13 protein-coding genes are annotated in these 19861 nt (G+C 55.0%); 4 read left to right on the top strand and 9 right to left on the bottom strand.

Going from position 1 to position 19861, the window contains the following annotated elements:
• Positions 1 to 73: 73 nt before the first annotated feature.
• The 5 genes from glgA to NI21_RS0107220 all read right to left on the bottom strand — a co-directional run bounded on the left by glgA (position 74) and on the right by NI21_RS0107220 (position 5514).
• Positions 74 to 1510 (bottom strand): glycogen synthase GlgA, encoded by a 1437-nt coding sequence (gene glgA, locus NI21_RS0107240; protein WP_033125553.1) that lies wholly within the window; start codon positions 1508 to 1510, stop codon positions 74 to 76.
• Between the two features lie 76 nt (positions 1511 to 1586).
• Positions 1587 to 2378 carry a sporulation transcription factor Spo0A gene (gene spo0A / locus NI21_RS0107235; protein WP_033125552.1) on the bottom strand — a complete coding sequence of 264 codons (792 nt, stop codon included), beginning with the start codon at positions 2376 to 2378 and terminating at the stop codon, positions 1587 to 1589.
• Between the two features lie 113 nt (positions 2379 to 2491).
• Positions 2492 to 3559, bottom strand: coding sequence for a SpoIVB peptidase (spoIVB, locus tag NI21_RS0107230; protein ID WP_033125551.1), 1068 nt, complete (start codon positions 3557 to 3559; stop codon positions 2492 to 2494).
• 109 nt (positions 3560 to 3668) lie between these two features.
• Positions 3669 to 4250 carry an ANTAR domain-containing response regulator gene (locus tag NI21_RS0107225; RefSeq protein WP_033125550.1) on the bottom strand — a complete coding sequence of 194 codons (582 nt, stop codon included), beginning with the start codon at positions 4248 to 4250 and terminating at the stop codon, positions 3669 to 3671.
• A gap of 37 nt (positions 4251 to 4287) precedes the next feature.
• Entirely contained in the window at positions 4288 to 5514 is a 1227-nt protein-coding gene (locus tag NI21_RS0107220; protein ID WP_330635868.1) for a glutamine synthetase family protein, read from the bottom strand.
• Between the two features lie 460 nt (positions 5515 to 5974).
• Here NI21_RS0107220 and NI21_RS0107215 point away from each other — a divergent pair, with 460 nt between their 5' ends.
• From NI21_RS0107215 to NI21_RS0107200, 4 genes are read left to right on the top strand one after another with little or no spacing between them, the layout of a single operon-like run.
• Positions 5975 to 8068 (top strand): glutamine synthetase III, encoded by a 2094-nt coding sequence (locus tag NI21_RS0107215; RefSeq protein WP_033125549.1) that lies wholly within the window; start codon positions 5975 to 5977, stop codon positions 8066 to 8068.
• Positions 8069 to 8113: 45 nt separating this feature from the next.
• Positions 8114 to 9694 carry an asparagine synthase B gene (asnB, locus tag NI21_RS0107210; RefSeq protein WP_033125548.1) on the top strand — a complete coding sequence of 527 codons (1581 nt, stop codon included), beginning with the start codon at positions 8114 to 8116 and terminating at the stop codon, positions 9692 to 9694.
• A gap of 34 nt (positions 9695 to 9728) precedes the next feature.
• Positions 9729 to 14249: a glutamate synthase large subunit gene (gltB, locus tag NI21_RS0107205; protein WP_033125547.1), complete on the top strand. Its 4521-nt coding sequence runs from the start codon at positions 9729 to 9731 to the stop codon at positions 14247 to 14249.
• A gap of 21 nt (positions 14250 to 14270) precedes the next feature.
• A complete protein-coding gene (locus tag NI21_RS0107200; protein ID WP_033125546.1) occupies positions 14271 to 15725 on the top strand; it encodes a glutamate synthase subunit beta in 1455 nt (484 codons plus the stop codon).
• A 316-nt stretch (positions 15726 to 16041) separates the two neighbouring features.
• Here the strand turns inward: NI21_RS0107200 and recN are convergent, their stop codons facing one another.
• From recN to NI21_RS0107180, 4 genes are read right to left on the bottom strand one after another with little or no spacing between them, the layout of a single operon-like run.
• Entirely contained in the window at positions 16042 to 17721 is a 1680-nt protein-coding gene (gene recN / locus NI21_RS0107195; protein WP_033125545.1) for a DNA repair protein RecN, read from the bottom strand.
• A gap of 40 nt (positions 17722 to 17761) precedes the next feature.
• Positions 17762 to 18211: an arginine repressor gene (gene argR / locus NI21_RS0107190; protein WP_033125544.1), complete on the bottom strand. Its 450-nt coding sequence runs from the start codon at positions 18209 to 18211 to the stop codon at positions 17762 to 17764.
• A gap of 4 nt (positions 18212 to 18215) precedes the next feature.
• Positions 18216 to 19046, bottom strand: a complete 831-nt coding sequence (locus NI21_RS0107185) for an NAD(+)/NADH kinase (protein WP_033125543.1) — start codon at positions 19044 to 19046, stop codon at positions 18216 to 18218.
• A gap of 3 nt (positions 19047 to 19049) precedes the next feature.
• Positions 19050 to 19859, bottom strand: coding sequence for a TlyA family RNA methyltransferase (locus tag NI21_RS0107180; protein ID WP_033125542.1), 810 nt, complete (start codon positions 19857 to 19859; stop codon positions 19050 to 19052).
• Positions 19860 to 19861: the final 2 nt, after the last annotated feature.

Raw genomic sequence — 19861 nt, 5'->3', positions numbered from 1 at the left:
TTGTAGTTGTACAAAACAGGCTGCCGCGCCAGATAAACAGGTGCGGCAGCCTGAGATCATCCTGTCATACATTCTATAGCTCGTCGTAAAGCTTCTCATACTGTCTTGCGGAATTGTTCCATGAGAAATCCTGCTGCATGGCTCTCTCAACGATCTTGTTCCAGTCTCTCTTGTGATCGTAGTAGATCTGCTCCGCATAGCGGACAGTTGCCATCATCTCGTGAGCATTGTAATTGCAGAAGCTGAAGCCGGTGCCGGTCTTCTCATATTCATTGTAGGGCTCCACCGTGTCCTTCAGTCCGCCTGTCTCCCTGACGATGGGCAGAGTCCCGTACCGCAGGCTCATGAGCTGGCTCAGGCCGCAGGGCTCAAAGAGGGAGGGCATGAGGAAAGCGTCGCAGGAAGCGTAGATCTTGTGGGACATGGGCTCGGAATAGTAAATGTTCGCGGAAACCTTTCCCGGATACTTCCATGCGTAATGGCGGAACATGTTCTCGTACCGCGCCTCCCCGGTTCCCAGAGCCACGATCTGGATGGCGTCCTGACAGAGCTCATCCAGTACACAGTCGATCAGGTCAAAGCCCTTCTGATCTGTCAGTCTGGAAACAATGCCGATCATCATTACATGGCTGTCCTTGTCCAGCCCCAGCTCCTCCTGGAGGGCAATCTTATTCTTTACCTTCTCCTTCCGGAAATTGCTCACCGAGTAATTGCGGGCAATGTGCTTGTCTGTCTCCGGATTGTACTCATTGTAGTCAATGCCGTTGACAATACCTGAGAGGCAGTTTGCCCTTGCGTTCATCAGTCCGTCCAGCTTCTCGCCGTAGAAGGGAGTCTTGATCTCCTCCGCATATGTACTGCTGACAGTGGTAATGCGGTCCGCATAAACGATGCCGCCTTTCAGGTAGTTGGCATCCTTGTAGGCCTCCAGCTTGTCCGGCACGAAATAGTAGGACGGAAGGCCTGTGATATCCTGCACTCTCTTTGTATCCCAGGTGCCCTGGAATTTCAGGTTGTGGATGGTCATGATTGTCTTGATGCCCCGGTAATACTCGTTTCCATAGCGGAAATTATCGAGGAAGATGGGGATCAGACCGGTCTGCCAGTCATGGCAGTGGATGATATCCGGCCGGAAGCCGATCACCGGCAGGGCGCTCAGCACCGCCTTGGAGAAGAAGGCAAACTTCTCGATATCCGCATACATATCTCCATAGGGCGCCCAGCCGCTGAAATAGTATTCATTATCTATAAAATAGAACGTAATTCCTTCGTACTGCAACTCAAGAATTCCTACGTACTCTGTTCTCCAGTTCAGGTCCATGTAAAAATGCGTCCGGTACTGCAGCTGATTTCTCCACTCCTCTTTTATGCAGAGATATTTTGGCAGCATGACGCGGACATCGTATTTTTCTTTGTCAAAATATTTCGGCAGAGACCCGACTACGTCTGCCAGCCCGCCCGTCTTGATAAAGGGCACGGACTCCGATGCTGCAAAAAGTATTTGTTTCATGATATCTTTCCTCCCATCCTTACGGTATCTAGGTATATACGCTTATTATACCGTATTTTTTTTCAGATGAAAAGGGTTATCTGTTTTTATATTCCAGGCGGAGGGTGTCCGCAATAAGGGCGATAAACTCTGAGTTTGTGGGCTTTCCCTTGCCGTTGCTCACAGTGTATCCGAAGAGCTCATCCAGTGTGTCCAGCTTCCCTCGGCTCCATGCCACCTCAATGGCGTGGCGGATAGCCCGCTCCACCCGGCTGGCCGTCGTCTGGTGGCGCTTGGCGACTGTGGGGTACAGCACCTTGGTCACCGCGTTCAGCACGTCCATGTCCTCCACGGCCATCATGATAGCGTCCCGCAGGTAATGATACCCCTTGATGTGGGCGGGAATACCAATCTCGTGGATCATGTCTGTCACTCTCGTCTCCAGGCTTTGCTCCTGCGTTTCGCCGCCCTGCTGGGACAGATCCGTGCCAGGGATATAGCTTGTCCTCCCCTTCTGAGTGACCTGCTTGATCCGCTCCAGGATGACGTCATTTTTAAAGGGCTTCATGACATAGTACATGGCTCCCTTGTTGAAGGCGTCCTCCGTGATCCTCTCCTGGCCCACAGCTGTCACTATGATAAAATACGGGCGCTTTTTCAAAGTTTTGTCATGGTTGACGGCGTCCATCACTCCCAGTCCGTCCATTTTAGGCATGATCAGATCGAGCAGGACAACATCCGGCTCCTTCTCCCGGATCACGCGGCACATATCCTCACCGTTGTCCGCCTTTCCCACCAGACTTAAATCCTTGTCGCTGCTGATGATTTCGCCAAGCAGCTCCAGAATTCTCTCATTGTCGTCGGCGATTGCTACACGAATCTCTCCCATTCCATAATCCTCCTATCTGTTCTTGAAAAACTGTCAAGGAAAATTATAGAATTACAAAAATGCGAAATCAAGGTTTTGAAGTCGGAAGATCTCGACACCTTCTTCCTGTTTTCTTACCTTTCGATATGTTTCAACATATCCTGGACAAAAATGGCGTAGCCCTCCTTCGGGTTGTTCACGAACACGTGGGTCACTGCCCCGATGAGCCGTCTGTTCTGGATAATGGGGCTGCCGCTCATGCCCTGGACGATGCCGCCGGTGAGCTCCAGCAGCTTCTCGTCCGTCACCTCCAGCAAAATCTCTTTGTTCGCTTCCTGGGCGTTCCTGTCAACTTTTGTAATACGAATGCTGTAATCCTCCACCTGGCCGCTGACCGCGCATCGGATGGTAGCCTCCCCCTCCTCTATCTGGCTCTCATCCACAGCCGCCTCCAGGGGCTGCGTATCCGTGAAGAGAGCGTCGATCCTGTCCAGGGTGCCGTATATGCCGTCCTCCGTGTTCTGGGTGATGGTCCCCAGGATATTGTAATTGTTATAGATAATGACGCCCTCCATGCCCCCCGGCGTCCCATCCTTCCCCTTCTTGATGTCCTTGATGCTGGTTGTGTAGAGAAGGCCGTCCGAAGCGCTTAAGAGCTTTCCGGTATCTGTGTCCCGGATCCCGTGCCCGAGAGCTCCGAACTGGCTGTCCGCGTTTAGAAAGGTGACAGTCCCCAGGCCCTGGGCATTGTCCCGCACCCAGATCCCCAGCTTGTACTCATCCCTTCCGCACCGCACAGCTTTCATGCGGATGGCGATCTCCTGGCCATCCCGGCGCACCTTCAGCACGACCTCCTCCTTGTCCAGTGCCGCCACTGCCTCCACGAGCTGGGACTTGTTGTCGATCTCCTCCCCGTCCAGCCCGATGATGTAGTCGCCCTCCTGCACCAGGTTGGCGGCGGGCTCATACTCCTGCCCGTCCTCGCCCTGGATCTTCTCAGTTCCCAGGACCATGGCCCCTTTTGTCTCCAGATAGATGCCCACCGGCATGCCGCCGGGGATCAGGAGCTCCCCGGACGCGTCCGCGCTTGCCTCTCTCTCCAGGCCGGCTCTGTTCTCCTCGATCAGATACCAGCTCCCTCCTACAGAGATGGTGAACACAAGGATCATGATCAAAATTCGTCTGTACCAATATCTTCGCATACTATCGTCTCCATACTGCCGCCCTTCCTGTGAGGGCGTTTTATCGTTAGTATGCGAAGGAGGAAAACTTTTACACTGGTAATAAATGGCTGCCTGTCTTCAATGGCTGTCAGCTGTCTCTCAAAATCTCCTCCGCAATGCGGATCTTCCTGACGCACCGGTCCATGGCTGATTTCTCTATGTACCTGTGGGCGTCCGGCTCGCTCATCTTCCTCTGGTCCACCAGAATCCACTTGGCCCTGTCAATGGTCTGCTGCTCCTGCATCCGCTCCTTCAGCCTGCGCATATCCTTCTCCAGCTTCTTTATCTTCATCTGGACAGCGCTGAGCATCTTCACGGACGCGTAGAGGCTCTGCCTTGTGGTGGGCCTGGCCAGGGTGACGATGCCGTAGTCCTCCACCTGGGAGGACACCTGCTCGTACATCTCCGCTTTGACCAGCAGGAGAATTCCCGTCTCGTGCTGCTCCGCTATATCGATAGCGGACTGTATGCCGAAGTCGTCCTTCAGCGGCGTGTTGATGATGAGAATATCACAGATATGGCTGACCAGCATACGCTTGGCGTCCCCCATGGTGGACACGTAGGAAATATCCCTGTACTGGGGGCCCGGGAGCACATCCCTTACAACTGAGACCATCTTGTCTGACGCAGAAGCCACCAGGATGCGGTATGCCTCTTTTTCTGCTGTCATGTTCTTTCCCACTCCTTTATCCTTGTCAATGTATCTGTCAGCGTGTCTTCGGCGGGTTCTTGTAAACGTCCAGATAAGCCTCTGGCAGCACCTTCTTTACCAGGGCGCTTGCAGTCGCCGCATCCCAGGCCTCCCCGCGGCTCTCCGGCAGCTTCCTGAGCTGATCCGTCACCTTGTGGTCCGCCGTGTACAGATTGACATTGGCCGGCTTCTGGAGGGGCAGCTTTCTCTCGATGCCGTCCATCCCGGCGTAGATGAGGAGGGCGAAGGCCAGATAGGGATTGGCCGTGGGGTCAGGGGAGCGAAGCTCGATCCGCTTCCTTTTGTTCTTCACCGCCGGGATCCGGATCAGCTGGGAGCGGTTCTCCGGGGACCAGGTCACATACTTGGGAGCCTTCTTCTCACCCAGCCTCCTGTAGGAATCCTCGGATGGATTTAAAAACAGGGTAATGTCCCTTATGTGCTCCAGGATGCCTGTCATGAACTGGCCGTTGCAGTCCGACCCGTCCTCACATCTCACTGACATATTGATATGCATGCCGTTTCCCGCATATTCCTTGATGGGCTTTGGAGAGAAGTCGGCGTAAAGGCCGTTCCCCATGGCCGCTGTGCTCACCACCCACTTGAAGGTGGCCGTGTTGTCCGCCGCTGTGAGGGGATCACTGTACTGGAAGTCGATCTCATTCTGGCCGGGCCCCTCCTCGTGGTGAGAAGCCTCCGGCTCAATACCCATATCAATAAGGGTGAAACAGATCTCCCTGCGAATGTTCTCCCCCTTGTCCTCCGGGGCCACATCCATGTATCCGGCCATGTCAAAGGGGATCTTGGTCGGGCTGCCCTGCTCGTCTGTATTAAAGAGGTAGAACTCCACCTCTGTCCCGAAATCGATCTTCAGTCCCTTTTCCCTTGCCTTCTCCACTGCCTTCTTTAATATATAGCGGCTGTCTTTCTCGTAGATCGTCCCGTCCGGATAGCGGATGTCGCAGTACATCCTGGCCACCCGCCCTGTGGACGGACGCCACGGCAGAATAGAAAAGGTGGACGGATCCGGGTGGAGAAAGAGGTCGCTCTTCACCTCACTGTCAAATCCGGCCACAGCCGACGCGTCGAAAGAGATCCCCTCCTTGAAGGCCCTCTCCAGCTGGCCTGACATGATGGAAATATTTTTCTGCACGCCAAAGGCGTCAAAAAAGGCCAGACGGATGAATTTTACATCCTCCTCATCCACAAATGTCATGACCTTTTCATATTGATACATGTCCATATTCTTACCTCCTCTTACATCTTAATATATGATAAAAAGGCGTCTTCTGAAAGAGAAAGCTCTCACAGCCGCGAAAACTTTCCCTGCCTCAGATGAACGCCTTTGCCCACTATTCTTTACAGTAGAAAATATAGCGGATTTCCTTTTCTGTGTCAACTTCTGTCGGGCCGGCCGGGCGGATTGTACGAAAATAAATACAAGAAAACATTTGACAAATCTTTATCACGGCAGTATAGTCATATGCAAAGAACGGCAACGGCGTCGCAGGAATACCCCTTTTTTCTGCGCGCCGTTTTTTCTTTTACTTTGTGTACGCGGCAATGGAGTCGCTTTTCCACCCTGAGAAATGGCCATATCGGGATGGAGGAGTTCCACTGCCGCTCTTTTTTATTTATTTTATCCTTGCGGCCTGGGCCGCACACATCAAATCCAAATAAAAATGAAAAGGAGTTTGAGAGTCATGAGTACAGCAGCAGAAAAATTTGGTTCAATGGTTTTTGATGAGTCTGTCATGAAGGAACGCCTTCCAAAGGAGACCTTCAAGCAGCTTCAGCGTACAATGAAAGACGGAAGGAGCCTGGACATAAATATTGCCAACGTAGTCGCCAACGCCATGAAAGACTGGGCGATTGAAAAGGGAGTCACACACTACACCCACTGGTTCCAGCCCATGACAGGCATAACAGCGGAAAAGCACGACAGCTTCATCAGCCCGGATGTGGACGGAAAAGTCATCATGGAATTTTCCGGCAAAGAGCTGGTGCAGGGTGAACCGGACGCCTCCTCCTTCCCGTCGGGAGGACTTCGGGCCACCTTTGAGGCCAGAGGATACACAGCCTGGGACCCCACAGCCTACGCCTTCATCAAGAACGGTGTCCTGTGCATTCCCACGGCCTTCTGCTCCTACAGCGGCCACGCGCTCGACAAGAAAACGCCTCTTTTGCGGAGCATGCAGGCCATCAACCGCCAGGCCCTCCGGGTTGTGCACCTCTTCGGAAATGAGGATGTAAAATCCGTAAAGACAACGGTAGGCCCGGAGCAGGAATATTTCCTGGTAGATAAAAAGTATTATGAGGAAAGAAAAGACCTGATCTACACCGGCAGGACCCTCTTCGGAGCATCCGCTCCCAAGGGCCAGGAACTGGAGGACCACTACTTCGGCACCATCAAATCCCGCGTCCAGGCATATATGAAGGAACTCAATGAAGAACTCTGGAAGCTGGGAATCCTGGCCAAGACAGAACACAACGAGGTGGCTCCCGCACAGCACGAGCTGGCGCCCATCTTCACCACTACCAACATTGCCACAGACCACAACCAGCTGATGATGGAGCTGATGCAGCGGATCGCCAAGAAGCACGACCTTGTCTGCCTTCTCCACGAGAAGCCCTTTGAAGGCATCAACGGAAGCGGCAAGCACAACAACTGGTCTATCTCCACGGACACCGGCATCAATCTCCTTGAGCCCGGCGACACGCCCTCCGAGAACGCTCAGTTCCTCCTCTTCCTCTGCGCGGTCATCAAGGCTGTAGATGAGTACCAGGATCTCCTGCGCCTGTCCGCCGCTTCAGCCGGAAACGACCACAGACTGGGCGCCAACGAGGCGCCGCCGGCAGTCATCTCCATGTTCCTGGGCGATGAGCTGACCGAAATCCTCAAGGCCATTGAAAACGAAGAGTCCTACGACGGAAAGGAAAAAGAGCTGATGCGTGTCGGCGTACACGTTCTTCCCAAGTTCCCCAAGGACTCCACAGACCGGAACAGGACATCACCCTTTGCCTTTACCGGAAATAAATTTGAGTTCCGTATGCTGGGCTCCTCCGCTTCCATCTCAGGCCCCAACGTGATCCTGAACACAGCGGTGGCAGAAGAGCTGAAGCAGTTCGCCGACATCCTGGAGAGCGCGGACGATTTCGAGACCGCCCTCCACGACCTGATACGGGATACGATCCGGGACCACAAGCGGATCATCTTCAACGGAAACGGCTACGACGACGCATGGCTTGAGGAGGCCGAAAAGAGAGGTCTTCTGAACCTGCGCACCACGCCGGATGCACTGCCCTGCTTCCTCCACGAGAAAAACGTGAAGCTGTTCACCTCCCACAAGGTGTTCAGCGAGGAAGAAATGCAGTCCCGCTATGAGATCATGATGGAAAATTACGTGAAGGTGCTGCACATCGAGGCCCTGACCATGGCCGAGATGGCTGAGCGGGATATCCTCCCGGCAGTCAGTGGATACGCACACTCACTCACGGATACTGTACTCGCAAAGCGCTCTCTCGGAGCTGAGATCGACACATCCTATGAATACAGCACAGTCAAGAAGATCTCCTCTCTCACTGCTTCCGCCTACGAGAAGCTGGAGACATTGAAGAGGGTTGTCAGCGAGGCAGGAACCATTTCCGATTTCGAGAAGGAGGCCTTCTACTACAGAGATATGGTCATCCCGGCCATGGACGCCCTCCGCGGCGACGTGGATCTGCTGGAGACCATGACAGACACATCTGTATGGCCATTCCCGACTTACGGAAAGCTGCTCTTTGGCATCATCTAGGCAGAGCGCCTTGTTTATAAAAATCAAATCCCGGAGGTAACATCTATGTGTTCAATCATGGGGTACTGTTCACCCAGTGCCGATCACGATCTATTCAAGGAGGGATTTGACCGCACCATCTCGAGAGGACCGGACGACAGCCGGATCATCGATACCGGCTTCGGCCTTCTCGGTTTTCACAGACTTGCGATCATGGGACTTACAGGAGAAGGGATGCAGCCCTTCTCCCTTTGCGGTCATACCCTTGTATGCAACGGAGAAATATATGGCTTCAGAAAAATGAAAAAAAAGCTGGAGGAGAAAGGCTATACCTTTAAGAGTGACTGCGACTGCGAAATCCTTCTCCCCCTCTACAAGGAATACGGGACAAACATGTTTGGCATGCTGGATGCAGAGTACGCTCTCATCCTCTTTGACGGCGACACGAGATCATACATAGCGGCAAGGGACCCCATTGGGATCCGCCCTCTCTACTATGGCTATGACAAAGACGGCGCCGCTATTTTCGCAAGCGAGGCCAAGAATCTGGTGGGACTGACCGATAAGATCATGCCCTTCCCGCCCGGACATTACTATAAGGACGGGGAATTCATCTGCTACCGCGATATCACTGCGGTTTCCTCTGTCTGTACGGATGACACGGAGGAGGTCTGCAGGAACATCCACGACAAGCTGGTGGAAGGCATCCGCAAGAGACTGGACGCGGACGCTCCCCTTGGCTTCCTCTTAAGCGGAGGCCTGGACTCCTCTCTCGTGTGCGCTGTGTCAGCCCGCATCCTTGGCCGCCCCATCCGCACTTTTGCCATCGGCATGAGCGAGGACGCCATTGACTTAAAGTACGCAAAGGAAGTGGCGGACTATATCGGCAGCGACCACACAGAGGTCATCATCACAAAGGAGGATGTGCTTCATGCCCTGCCGGATGTCATCAAAGCTCTCGGCACATTTGACATCACTACCATCCGCGCTTCCATGGGCATGTACCTTCTCTGCAGGGCCATCCACGAGAAGACAGATGTGCGGGTCCTCATGACCGGAGAGATCTCAGACGAGCTCTTCGGCTACAAATATACAGACTTCGCCCCCTCACCGGAGGCCTTCCAAAAAGAGTCTGTCAAGAGAGTCCACGAGCTCCACATGTACGATGTGCTCCGGGCTGACCGGTGTATCAGCGTGAACTCCATGGAGGCCCGGGTTCCCTTCGGCGATCTAGATTTTGTCTCCTACGTCATGAGCGTGGACCCGGCAAAGAAGATGAACATCTATGGCAAGGGAAAATATCTTCTCCGCCACGCCTTTGAGGGCGACTATCTTCCCTACGACATCCTGATGCGCGAGAAGGCGGCCTTCTCCGACGCAGTGGGCCACTCCATGGTGGATTATCTGAAGGAATACGCAGAGGGCTGCTATTCCGATGAAGAATTTGAAGAAAAGCGGAAACAATATACACATGCAGCTCCATTCACAAAGGAGTCCCTCCTGTACCGGGAGATCTTTGAGAAGTACTATCCCGGACAGTCTGAGATGATCACGGACTTCTGGATGCCCAACAAAGAGTGGGAGGGCTGCGATGTGGATGATCCTTCCGCAAGAGTACTCTCCAACTACGGAGCAAGCGGCGTTTAGACAAAAGCGCCGCAACACGAAAGGAGTTTTCTATATGAACCAAGAAAATCAAACTTTATATCAGAGCAGTTTTGAGCACGATGCCTGCGGCATCGGAGCTGTTGTCAGTATCGACGGCGTAAAGGAATACAAAATTCTGGACGACGCCCTTACGATCGTAGAAAAACTGGAACACCGCGCAGGCAAAGACGCCACTGGACAGGTTGGTGACGGAGTGGGGATCCTGACGCAGATTTCCCACTCATTTTTTTCCAAAGCCGCCGCACAGGCAGGCATTTCCCTGGGAGATGAGAGGGATTATGGCGTAGGCATGTTCTTCTTCCCCCAGGACACACTGAAGCGGAATTTTTCCCGGAAAATGTTTGAGGTCATTCTGGAAAAAAGCGGCCTTAGACTGCTTGGCTGGAGAAAGGTGCCGGTCCACCCGGAGATACTGGGAGACTACGCCAGAGAGCGCATGCCCTACATCATGCAGTGCTTTGTGGAGAGGCCAGCGGACTGCCCGAAGGGCATCGACTTTGACCGCCGTCTCTACATCGCCAGAAGAGAGTTCGAGCAGAGCTGCGAGGACACCTACGTGGCCTCCCTCTCCTCCCGCACCATCGTGTACAAGGGCATGTTCCTTGTGGGACAGCTCCGCCGGTTCTACGACGACCTGCAGGATACGGACTATCGCACGGCCATCGCCATGGTCCACTCCCGCTTCTCCACCAACACGACACCCAGCTGGGAGAGGGCTCACCCCAACCGCCTGATCCTCCACAACGGGGAGATCAACACCATCCGGGGCAACGCGGACCGCATGCTGGCCAGGGAGGAGACCATGCACTCTTCTGTCATCTCAGACGACATCGACAAGGTACTCCCGGTCATCGGCAGCAGCGGCTCTGACTCCGCCATGCTGGACAACACCCTGGAGTTCCTCTACATGAACGGTATGGACCTTCCCCTGGCCGTCATGATCACCATCCCGGAGCCCTGGAGGCATGACCGGTACATGGATGAGAAGAAAAAAGATTTCTACCACTACTACGCCACCATGATGGAGCCCTGGGACGGCCCTGCGGCCATCCTCTTCTCAGACGGAGATATCCTGGGCGCTGTGCTGGACCGGAACGGACTTCGTCCCTCCAGGTACTACATCACAGACGACCGGCACCTCATCCTCTCCTCCGAGGTGGGCGTGCTGGATCTCCCGGCGGAGCACGTGGTGGAGAAATCCAGGCTGCAGCCGGGAAAGATCCTCCTCGTGGACACGAAGAAGAAAAAGCTGATCTCTGACGAGGAGTGCAAGGAGTACTACTCCACCCGCCAGCCCTACGGCGAATGGCTGGACCTGAACCTGCTCTACTTAAAGGACATCCCGGTCCCCAACAAGAAGGTGCCGGTCCACAGCCAGGTGAGAAGGGACCAGCTCTACAAGGTCTTCGGCTACACCTACGAGGACGTGAAGGATGTGCTCCTTCCCATGGCGACAAACGGGTCCGAGGCCACAGCCTCCATGGGGACCGACATTCCCCTGGCTGTGCTGTCGGAGAAGCATCCGCCTCTCTCCCACTATTTTAAACAGCTCTTTGCTCAGGTGACCAACCCGCCTATCGACTCTCTCCGGGAGGAGATCGTCACAGACACCACGGTGTACATCGGCTCAGACGGAAACCTGCTGGAGGAGGCGAGCGGCAACTGTACTGTGCTGGAGGTGAAGAACCCCATCCTCACCGGTGTGGACATGATGAAGATCAAGTCCCTGGACCGCCCGGGCTTTAAGAGCGCCGTGGTCTCCCTTCTCTACTTCAAGAATACCTCTCTTGAGAAGGCGCTGGACCAGCTCTTTGTCAGCTGCGACCGGGCCTACACGAAGGGGGCCAACATCATCATCCTCTCCGACCGGGGCGTGGATGAGAACCATGTGGCCATCCCCTCCCTCCTGGCTGTCTCCGCCATGGAGCAGCACCTGATCCGTACAAAGAAGAGGACCGCTGTCTCCATCATCCTGGAGAGCGGCGAGCCCAGGGACGTGCACCAGTTCGCCGCCATCCTTGGCTACGGCGCCAGGGCTGTCAATCCCTATCTGGCTCACGAGTGCATCTCCGAGCTCATAGACAGGGGTATCCTGGATAAAGACTACCACACAGCCATCCACGACTACAACGAGGCTGTGCTCCACGGTATCGTAAAGATCGCGGCCAAGATGGGTATTTCCACCCTCCAGTCCTATCAGTCTGCCCAGATCTTCGAGGCTGTGGGCATCAGCAGGGAGGTCATAGACAAGTATTTTACCAACACAGTCAGCCGGGTGGGCGGCATCGGCATGAAGGATATCAATGACGACGTGATCGCCCGCCACAACAAGGCCTTCGACCCACTGGACCTGGGTGTGGACACTACCCTGGACAGCACCGGCTTCCACCGGCTTCGGAGCGGCGGGGACAAGGAGGACCACCTCTACAATCCGGCCACCATCATCGCCCTCCAGCAGTCCACACAGAACGGCGACTATGAGAGATTTAAGGAATATACAGCCATGGTGGACGACGAGACCCGTCCCCACACCCTGCGGGGGCTCCTCTCCTTCCAGTTCCCGGAGGACGGGGGCATCCCCATCGACGAGGTGGAGCCCGCCTCTGAGATCGTCAAGCACTTTAAGACAGGGGCCATGTCCTACGGCTCCATCTCTGAGGAGGCCCACGAGTGTATGGCTATCGCTATGAACCGTCTGGGAGGCAAGTCCAACTCAGGCGAGGGCGGCGAGAAGCCGGAGCGCCTGGGCACAGAGAAGAACAGCGCCATCAAGCAGGTGGCCTCCGGCCGGTTTGGCGTCACCAGCGAGTATCTGGTGAGCGCAAAGGAGATCCAGATCAAGATGGCCCAGGGCGCAAAGCCCGGAGAAGGCGGACACCTGCCCGGGAAAAAGGTATACCCCTGGATCGCGAAGACACGCTACTCCACCCCCGGTGTATCCCTCATCTCCCCTCCGCCTCACCACGACATCTACTCCATCGAGGACCTGGCGCAGCTCATCTACGACCTGAAGAACGCCAACAGGAAGGCCCGGATCGCGGTGAAGCTTGTGTCCGAGGCGGGTGTCGGGACCATCGCCTCAGGCGTGGCCAAGGCGGGCGCCCAGGTGGTGCTCATCTCCGGCTACGACGGAGGAACAGGAGCCGCGCCCCAGAGCTCTATCCATCACGCGGGGCTTCCCTGGGAGCTGGGCCTTGCTGAGACACACCAGACGCTGATACAGAACCACCTGAGGAGCCGTGTGGTCATCGAGACGGACGGCAAGCTCATGAGCGGCCGGGATGTGGCCATCGCCGCCCTTCTGGGAGCTGAGGAGTTCGGCTTTGCCACTGCTCCCCTTGTGACCATGGGCTGCATGATGATGCGGGTCTGCAACCTGGACACCTGCCCTGTGGGCGTTGCCACCCAGAATGAAGCCTTACGCAAGCGCTTTAAGGGCAAACCGGAGTACGTCATGAACTTCATGCTCTTCATGGCCCAGGAGCTGCGGGAGATCATGGCAAAGCTTGGCTTCCGCACACTCTCCGAGATGGTGGGACACACGGAATGCCTGAAGGTTCGTGAGAACTGCAGTATCCCTAGGGCGAAAAAGGTAGACCTCTCAAGGATCCTCTGCTCCGCACCGGAGGGCAGCGCGGTCCACTTCAACCCGGAGGATGTCTTTGACTTTGAGCTGGAGAAGACCGTGGACGAGGCCATTCTCCTGCCCCGCTTTGAGAAGGCTCTGAAGAGCGGCAGGAAGCACAGCGAGAGCATCCGCGTGAACAGCGTGAACCGCTCTGTGGGAACCATCCTGGGATCCGAGATCACAGCCGCCTTCAAGAACACACTCAAGGACGACACCTTTAAGGTACACTGCACCGGAGGCGGCGGCCAGTCCTTCGGCGCCTTTATCCCCAAGGGTCTGACCCTGACGCTGGAGGGAGACGCCAACGACTACTTCGGCAAGGGCCTGTCAGGCGGAAAGCTGATCGTGTATCCGTCCAGACACAGCACTTTTAAGGCCTCTGAAAACATCATCATCGGAAACGTGGCCCTCTACGGCGCCACATCAGGAAAAGCCTATGTCTGCGGCGTGGCCGGCGAGCGCTTCTGCGTCCGCAACTCCGGCGCCACAGCGGTGGCCGAGGGCTGCGGTGACCACGGGCTGGAATACATGACAGGAGGCTGCGCGGTCATCCTTGGAAAAACCGGCAAAAACTTTGCCGCAGGCATGAGCGGCGGCACAGCCTATGTGCTGGATATGGATCATCAGCTCTACAAAAAGCTGAACAAGGATATGGTGACCATGTCTGAGGTGACGGAAAAGCACGACATTGCCGAGCTGAAAAATATACTGAAGGATTACGAGAAGGAGACCTCTTCCGCTCTCGCAAAGGATATCCTGGAGCATTTCGGAGATTATCTGCCGGGATTTAAGAAGATCCTTCCCAACGATTACCAGCGCATGCTCCACGCCATCAGCAAGTACGAAGAGAAGGGTCTCTCCCATGAAGACGCGGCGCTTGAAGCATTTTACGAGATCCAGAAATAGTCCAAAGGAGGAAGACTGACTATGGGAAAACCAACTGGTTTTTTAGAATATAAAAGAATGGATAATTCGTCCTGTGCTCCGGAGGAGCGCATCAGGAATTTCAATGAATTTCACCCCCCTCTTTCCCCTGAGGAAAGAAGGATCCAGGGGGCCCGATGCATGAACTGCGGCGTCCCCTTCTGCCAGTCTGCACTGCAGCTGAAGGGCATGGTGACAGGCTGCCCGCTCCACAATCTGATCCCGGAGTGGAACGACGAGGTGTTTCACGGAAACTACTCCCAGGCACTCTCCCGTCTGCGCAAGACGAGCAGCTTTCCGGAATTTACCGGGAGGGTCTGCCCTGCGCTGTGTGAAAAAGCCTGTGTCTGCGGCATGAACGACGATCCGGTGACCATCCGCGACAATGAGCTCTTCATCATAGAGACCGGCTTTGCCGAGGGAAATATGAAGCCCCGGATCCCGGCTGTGCGCACGGAAAAGAAGGTGGCCGTAGTTGGGGCCGGTCCCGCCGGCCTGGCAGCCGCAGACCAGCTCAACCAGAGAGGCCACCATGTGACTGTTTTTGAGAGGGAGGACCGCGTGGGAGGCCTTCTCATGTACGGTATCCCCAACATGAAGCTGGACAAATCCATCGTACAGCGCCGGGTGGATCTGATGACCGCGGAGGGCATCGAGTTTGTGACCGGCGCCAATATCGGCGCTGACATCCCGGCCCAGAAGCTGCTAGAGGAGTATGACGCTGTGATCCTGTGCTGCGGCTCCAAGAGAGCCAGGGACTTAAACGGTGAGGGCCGCCAGGCGGAGGGCATCTATTTTGCCGTGGACTTCCTCACAAGGGCCACAAAGCATCTGCTGGACGGTACCCCCTGGGTATCCGCAAAGGATAAAAAGGTCATCATCGTGGGCGGCGGAGACACCGGAAATGACTGCGTGGGTACCTGTATCCGCCAGGGCTGTGCCTCCGTCACGCAGATTGAGATGATGCCCAAGGCCCCGGATGAGCGCACGCCATCCAACCCCTGGCCGGAGTGGCCCAAGGTCTGCAAGACCGATTACGGACAGGAGGAGGCCATCTTCTGCTTTGGCCACGATCCCCGGATCTATGAGACTACCATCAAGGAGTTCCTGACAGACGACAAAAATCAGCTCACCGGAGTAAAGACCGTGAAGCTCTCTTTCAAGGACGGAAAAATGACAGAAATAGAGGGCAGTGAGCAGATTTTAGAGGCAGACCTGCTCCTCATCGCGGCAGGCTTTACCGGATGCGAGTCCTACGTGTCAGACGCCTTCCAGCTCGACCTCACGCCAAGAGGCGTGGCTGCCACTGCCCCCTCCTCCTACAAGACCAACACAGAGAAGGTGTTTGCCGCAGGGGATATGCACCGGGGTCAGTCCCTTGTAGTCTGGGCCATCGCGGAAGGCCGCGCGTGTGCCAGGGAAGTGGATGAGTACCTGATGGGGTATACAAATATGTAAACTTCCTTGTCAGGAAATTACAGCTGCTTAAAAAAGTGTTTCCATAAACGCATTGACAAAAGATAATTTTCTTACTATACTGAAGATGAAAAGAAGCATTGCATATCGGATCAAAGCCGATGTGGCAGCTCTTTGAGATGATTAGTTATCTGCGTCTGTGACGCAAACGCCCATCACGCTTGCCAGAGCGGATGGGCGTTTTCCTTTGCCGGGATACTGTTTTCCTGTATATGAGGAAAATCAAACAAATGATTTTGTATGTAATCTCAAACACAGCGACAGTATCCAGCAGATTGATTTATACCCGCTAATCCAATTACTCCCCTCTTCCACCTCGGGCCAGCTCCTTCATCTCCCTCGCATTCTCCAGGACCGCGTCGGTGATCTTCGCGCCTCCCAGTATCCTTGACAGCTCCTCAATGGACTCCTCCTCCGAGAGCTGACGGATACCGGTGTGGGTCTTTCCCTCTTCCACCGTCTTCTCGATCAGGTAGTGAGCGTCCGCCTGGGCGGCGATCTGAGCCAGATGGGTGATACAGATGACCTGGTGGGTCTTCCCGATGACAGCCATCTTCTCGGACACCTTCTGGGCTGTCCGGCCGCTGATCCCCACGTCGATCTCGTCAAAGATAAGGGTCGGTATCTCGTCCCTGTCCGCCATCACTGTCTTGATGGCCAGCATGATCCTGGACAGCTCGCCTCCGGAAGCCACCTCCGCCAGGGGCTTTAAGGGCTCTCCCGGGTTCATGGAGATCATGTAGGCGATGTCGTCCTTTCCGTTTGAGGTATACTCCGGTAGACCGGAAAAATCGATCTGGAACCGTACATCGGCGAAATTCAGATCACGCAGTCCCTCTGTGATCCTGTCAGCAAAAAGCAGACTCTGCTCCTTTCTCAGCCTTGTGAGGACAGTGGTATTCTTCTCCAGATGCTTAAGAGAGCGCTCGTACTTCTCCTTCAGCTCCTCCAGGTAGCGGTCGTAGTCGTTCAGCACCAGGAGACGGCTTTTTTTCTCCTCACAGTAGGCCCTGATCTCTTCGATAGTGCTGCCGTATTTTGTCTTGAGCCGGTTGATCTCATTGAGCCGGTTCTCCGTCTCGGCAAAGTCCTCATCAGAGAACTCCAGCGACTTCTCATAGTCTGCCAGTTCCCTGTTGAAATCATTCAGAAGGCTGTCTACCTCCAGAAGCTGCTCGTAGAGCTGACGGGCATCCTCGTCCAGTCCTGCCGCCTCCGCAAGACACCTGGCCGCCCGGCTGAGGCACTCGCTGGCGCTGCCCGCCTCCCCGCTTGTGTAGCCGTGGGCCTCACTGACACCTTCCACGATCCTCTTGCTGTTGACCATGCGCCGGTAGCTCTCCTCCAGCTCCTCATCCTCGCCGTCCCTCAGTCCGGCGTCCTCGATCTCGCCTATCTCAAATTCGAGAAAAGAGGCTTCCTTCGCCCGCTCTGCCTCGTCCTGATCAGCCTCCTCCAGCTCTTTTTTCCACTTTCTGTACTCCTGGAAGGAGAAGCGGACCTTCTCCTTTGCCTCCAGGATCTTCTCGGATGCAAAGGCATCCAGCAGCTCCAGCTGTCTCTTCTTGTAGAGAAGAGACTGGTGTTCATGCTGTCCGTGTATGTCGATCAGGATGGCGGCTGCCTCCTTGAGGAGAGAGATGGGCACGGTCTCTCCGTTGATCTTGCTTGTACTGCGGCCCTCCATGAGACGCCGGCTCAGGACGACTGTCCCCTCCTCGGGAAAGATATCCAGCTTTTTAAGCTTCTCCTCCTGCTTCTCATTCTCCACTGTAAAGGTCAGCTCCACAAATCCGTACCTGGCGCCCTTGCGCAGGATATCTGTGGTGTATCTGGCCCCAAGAGCAAGGCTGATCGAACCGAGGATAATCGATTTCCCCGCTCCGGTCTCTCCTGTCAGTATGTTCAGCCCTTTCTGGAAGTCGATCTCCACTTCATCGATCAGGGCAAGATTTTTTACATGTAAATTCTGTAACATACAGCCTCCTGTATCCTTATACTGTATCTTTCAAAAGCCACTAAGAAACAATTTTGCTGATCTTATCCATGACAGCTATGGTCTCGTCCACACTGCGGATCACACAGATGATAGTATCGTCCCCGGCCACGCTCCCGATGATCTCATTCCACTTCATGGCATCCAGGGCGGCGCACACCGCGTTCGCCATACCCACCACGGTCTTGATCACGAGGATATTCTGAGCCTTGTCCATGGAGACATAGCCGTCCCGAAGTACCCGGATATATTTCTCACTCATCTCAGACTCACCCTTCTGGTGCACCGCGTATTTCTGTCTGCCGTCGTCTGTAGGCACCTTGGTCAGCTTCAGATCCCGGATATCCCTGGATACAGTGGCCTGGGTCACCTTAAAGCCCTCTTTGTTCAGGTATTCTGCCAGCTCCTCCTGTGTCTCAATTCTGTATTTATTGATGAGTTCTACTATCTTCGCATGTCGGTTGATCTTCATGGTATCAGTTTCCTTTCATCTTTCTGCGCATGATTTCGAGAAAGCTGACCTTGCTCAGCTTCATCAGCTTTGTCACGTGCTCTGATCTGCGCACCAGGACTCTGTCCCCGGTCCGCATCTCCACCACATCCGCGCCGTCAAATGTGGCGAACACTTCCTCTTCTCTCCCGTTTCTCCCCTGCCCGATCTGAACGATAACCTCATCCTCCGCGGACAGCACGATGCTGCTTGTGTTCAGCGCATGGGAGCAGATGGGGGTGAGGACGATGAGGGACGCTGTCGGCTCTACCACAGGTCCTCCTGCCGACAGGTTGTAGGCTGTGGAGCCAGTGGGGGTGGATATGATCATTCCGTCCGCCTCGTAGGAATTCAGGCAGGCGCCGTTCACATATACATCAAAATGAATGACCCGCAGGCTTCCTTTTCTGGAAATTACGATGTCGTTGAGGGCCACGTCCGGCTCCTTCCCCTGGAAATGTCCCTCCAGCATCATCCTCTCCTCAATGCAGTAGTCCCCCTGCAGGATCTGTGCCAGCGCCTCATCCAGCCTGGCGGGATCCACCTCGGTCAGGTAACCCAGCGTCCCCATATTAATACCCAAAATGGGAATCTCATTTTTCAGGATCCTTGCCACCTCTATGAGGCTGCCGTCTCCGCCGATGACAATGGCGCAGTCCGCATCCTCGGGAACTGTCTCCCGGATGATATTTTTTTTCTCATCCTTCTCCGAGAACAGGCATGTCTTCCCCGCTCCCTCAAGGATGTGCCGGATCCTGTCCGTGACCCTTCCGTCTCTGTCTTTTCCATCATTCGTCACTATATAAAACCGTTCCATCTTCTAACCTCGCAGTGCTTCAAATGCTTCTGACACAACCGTCTCCACAGCGATCCCATCCTCCACAGCCGCCTGCGAGGGATCACATTTTTCCAGGTGGACCAGATACTCGATATTCCCCTCCGGCCCTTTGATGGGCGAAAATGTCAGATCCAGCACCCGGAAGCCAATGGAAAGTGCATAGGAAATAATCTGGCTGATGACCTCCAGATGGGTGCTCTTTTCCCGCACCACCCCTTTCTTTCCGACTTTCTCCCTGCCGGCCTCAAACTGGGGCTTGATAAGAGCCACGATCTGCCCTTTCTCTGTCAGATAGTCCCGGATAGGGCCGAGCACCTTTGTGAGGGAGATGAAGGATACATCTATGGAGGAGAAGTCGATGGGCTCCCCCAAATCCTCCGGCTTTACGTAGCGGATGTTTGTCTTTTCCATACAGACCACCCGGTCATCCTGGCGCAGCTTCCAGTCAAGCTGTCCCCGTCCCACATCTATGGCAAACACCTTGACCGCGCCGTTTTGCAGCATGCAGTCTGTGAACCCGCCTGTGGAGGATCCCACATCTGTGCAGACCTTTCCCTCCACGGACACGTCAAAGCACTTCAGAGCCTTCTCCAGCTTCAGTCCCCCTCTGCTGACATAGGGAAGGGTGTGCCCTCTGACCTCAATCTGTACATCCTCCGGGAAGGTTGTGCCGGCCTTGTCCTCCTTCTGTCCGTCCACATACACAATGCCGGACATGATGATGGCCTTGGCCTTCTCTCTGGAACCGGCGAGATTTCTTTTTACAAGCAATACATCCAGACGCTCTTTCATGG

This window comes from Eubacterium sp. ER2 (genome assembly GCF_000765215.1).
GTDB classification, from domain to species: Bacteria; Bacillota; Clostridia; order Lachnospirales; family Lachnospiraceae; genus Claveliimonas; species Claveliimonas intestinigallinarum.
The sequence above is the reverse complement of the archived record's forward strand: the minus strand, read 5'-3'. Positions and strand labels throughout refer to the sequence as shown.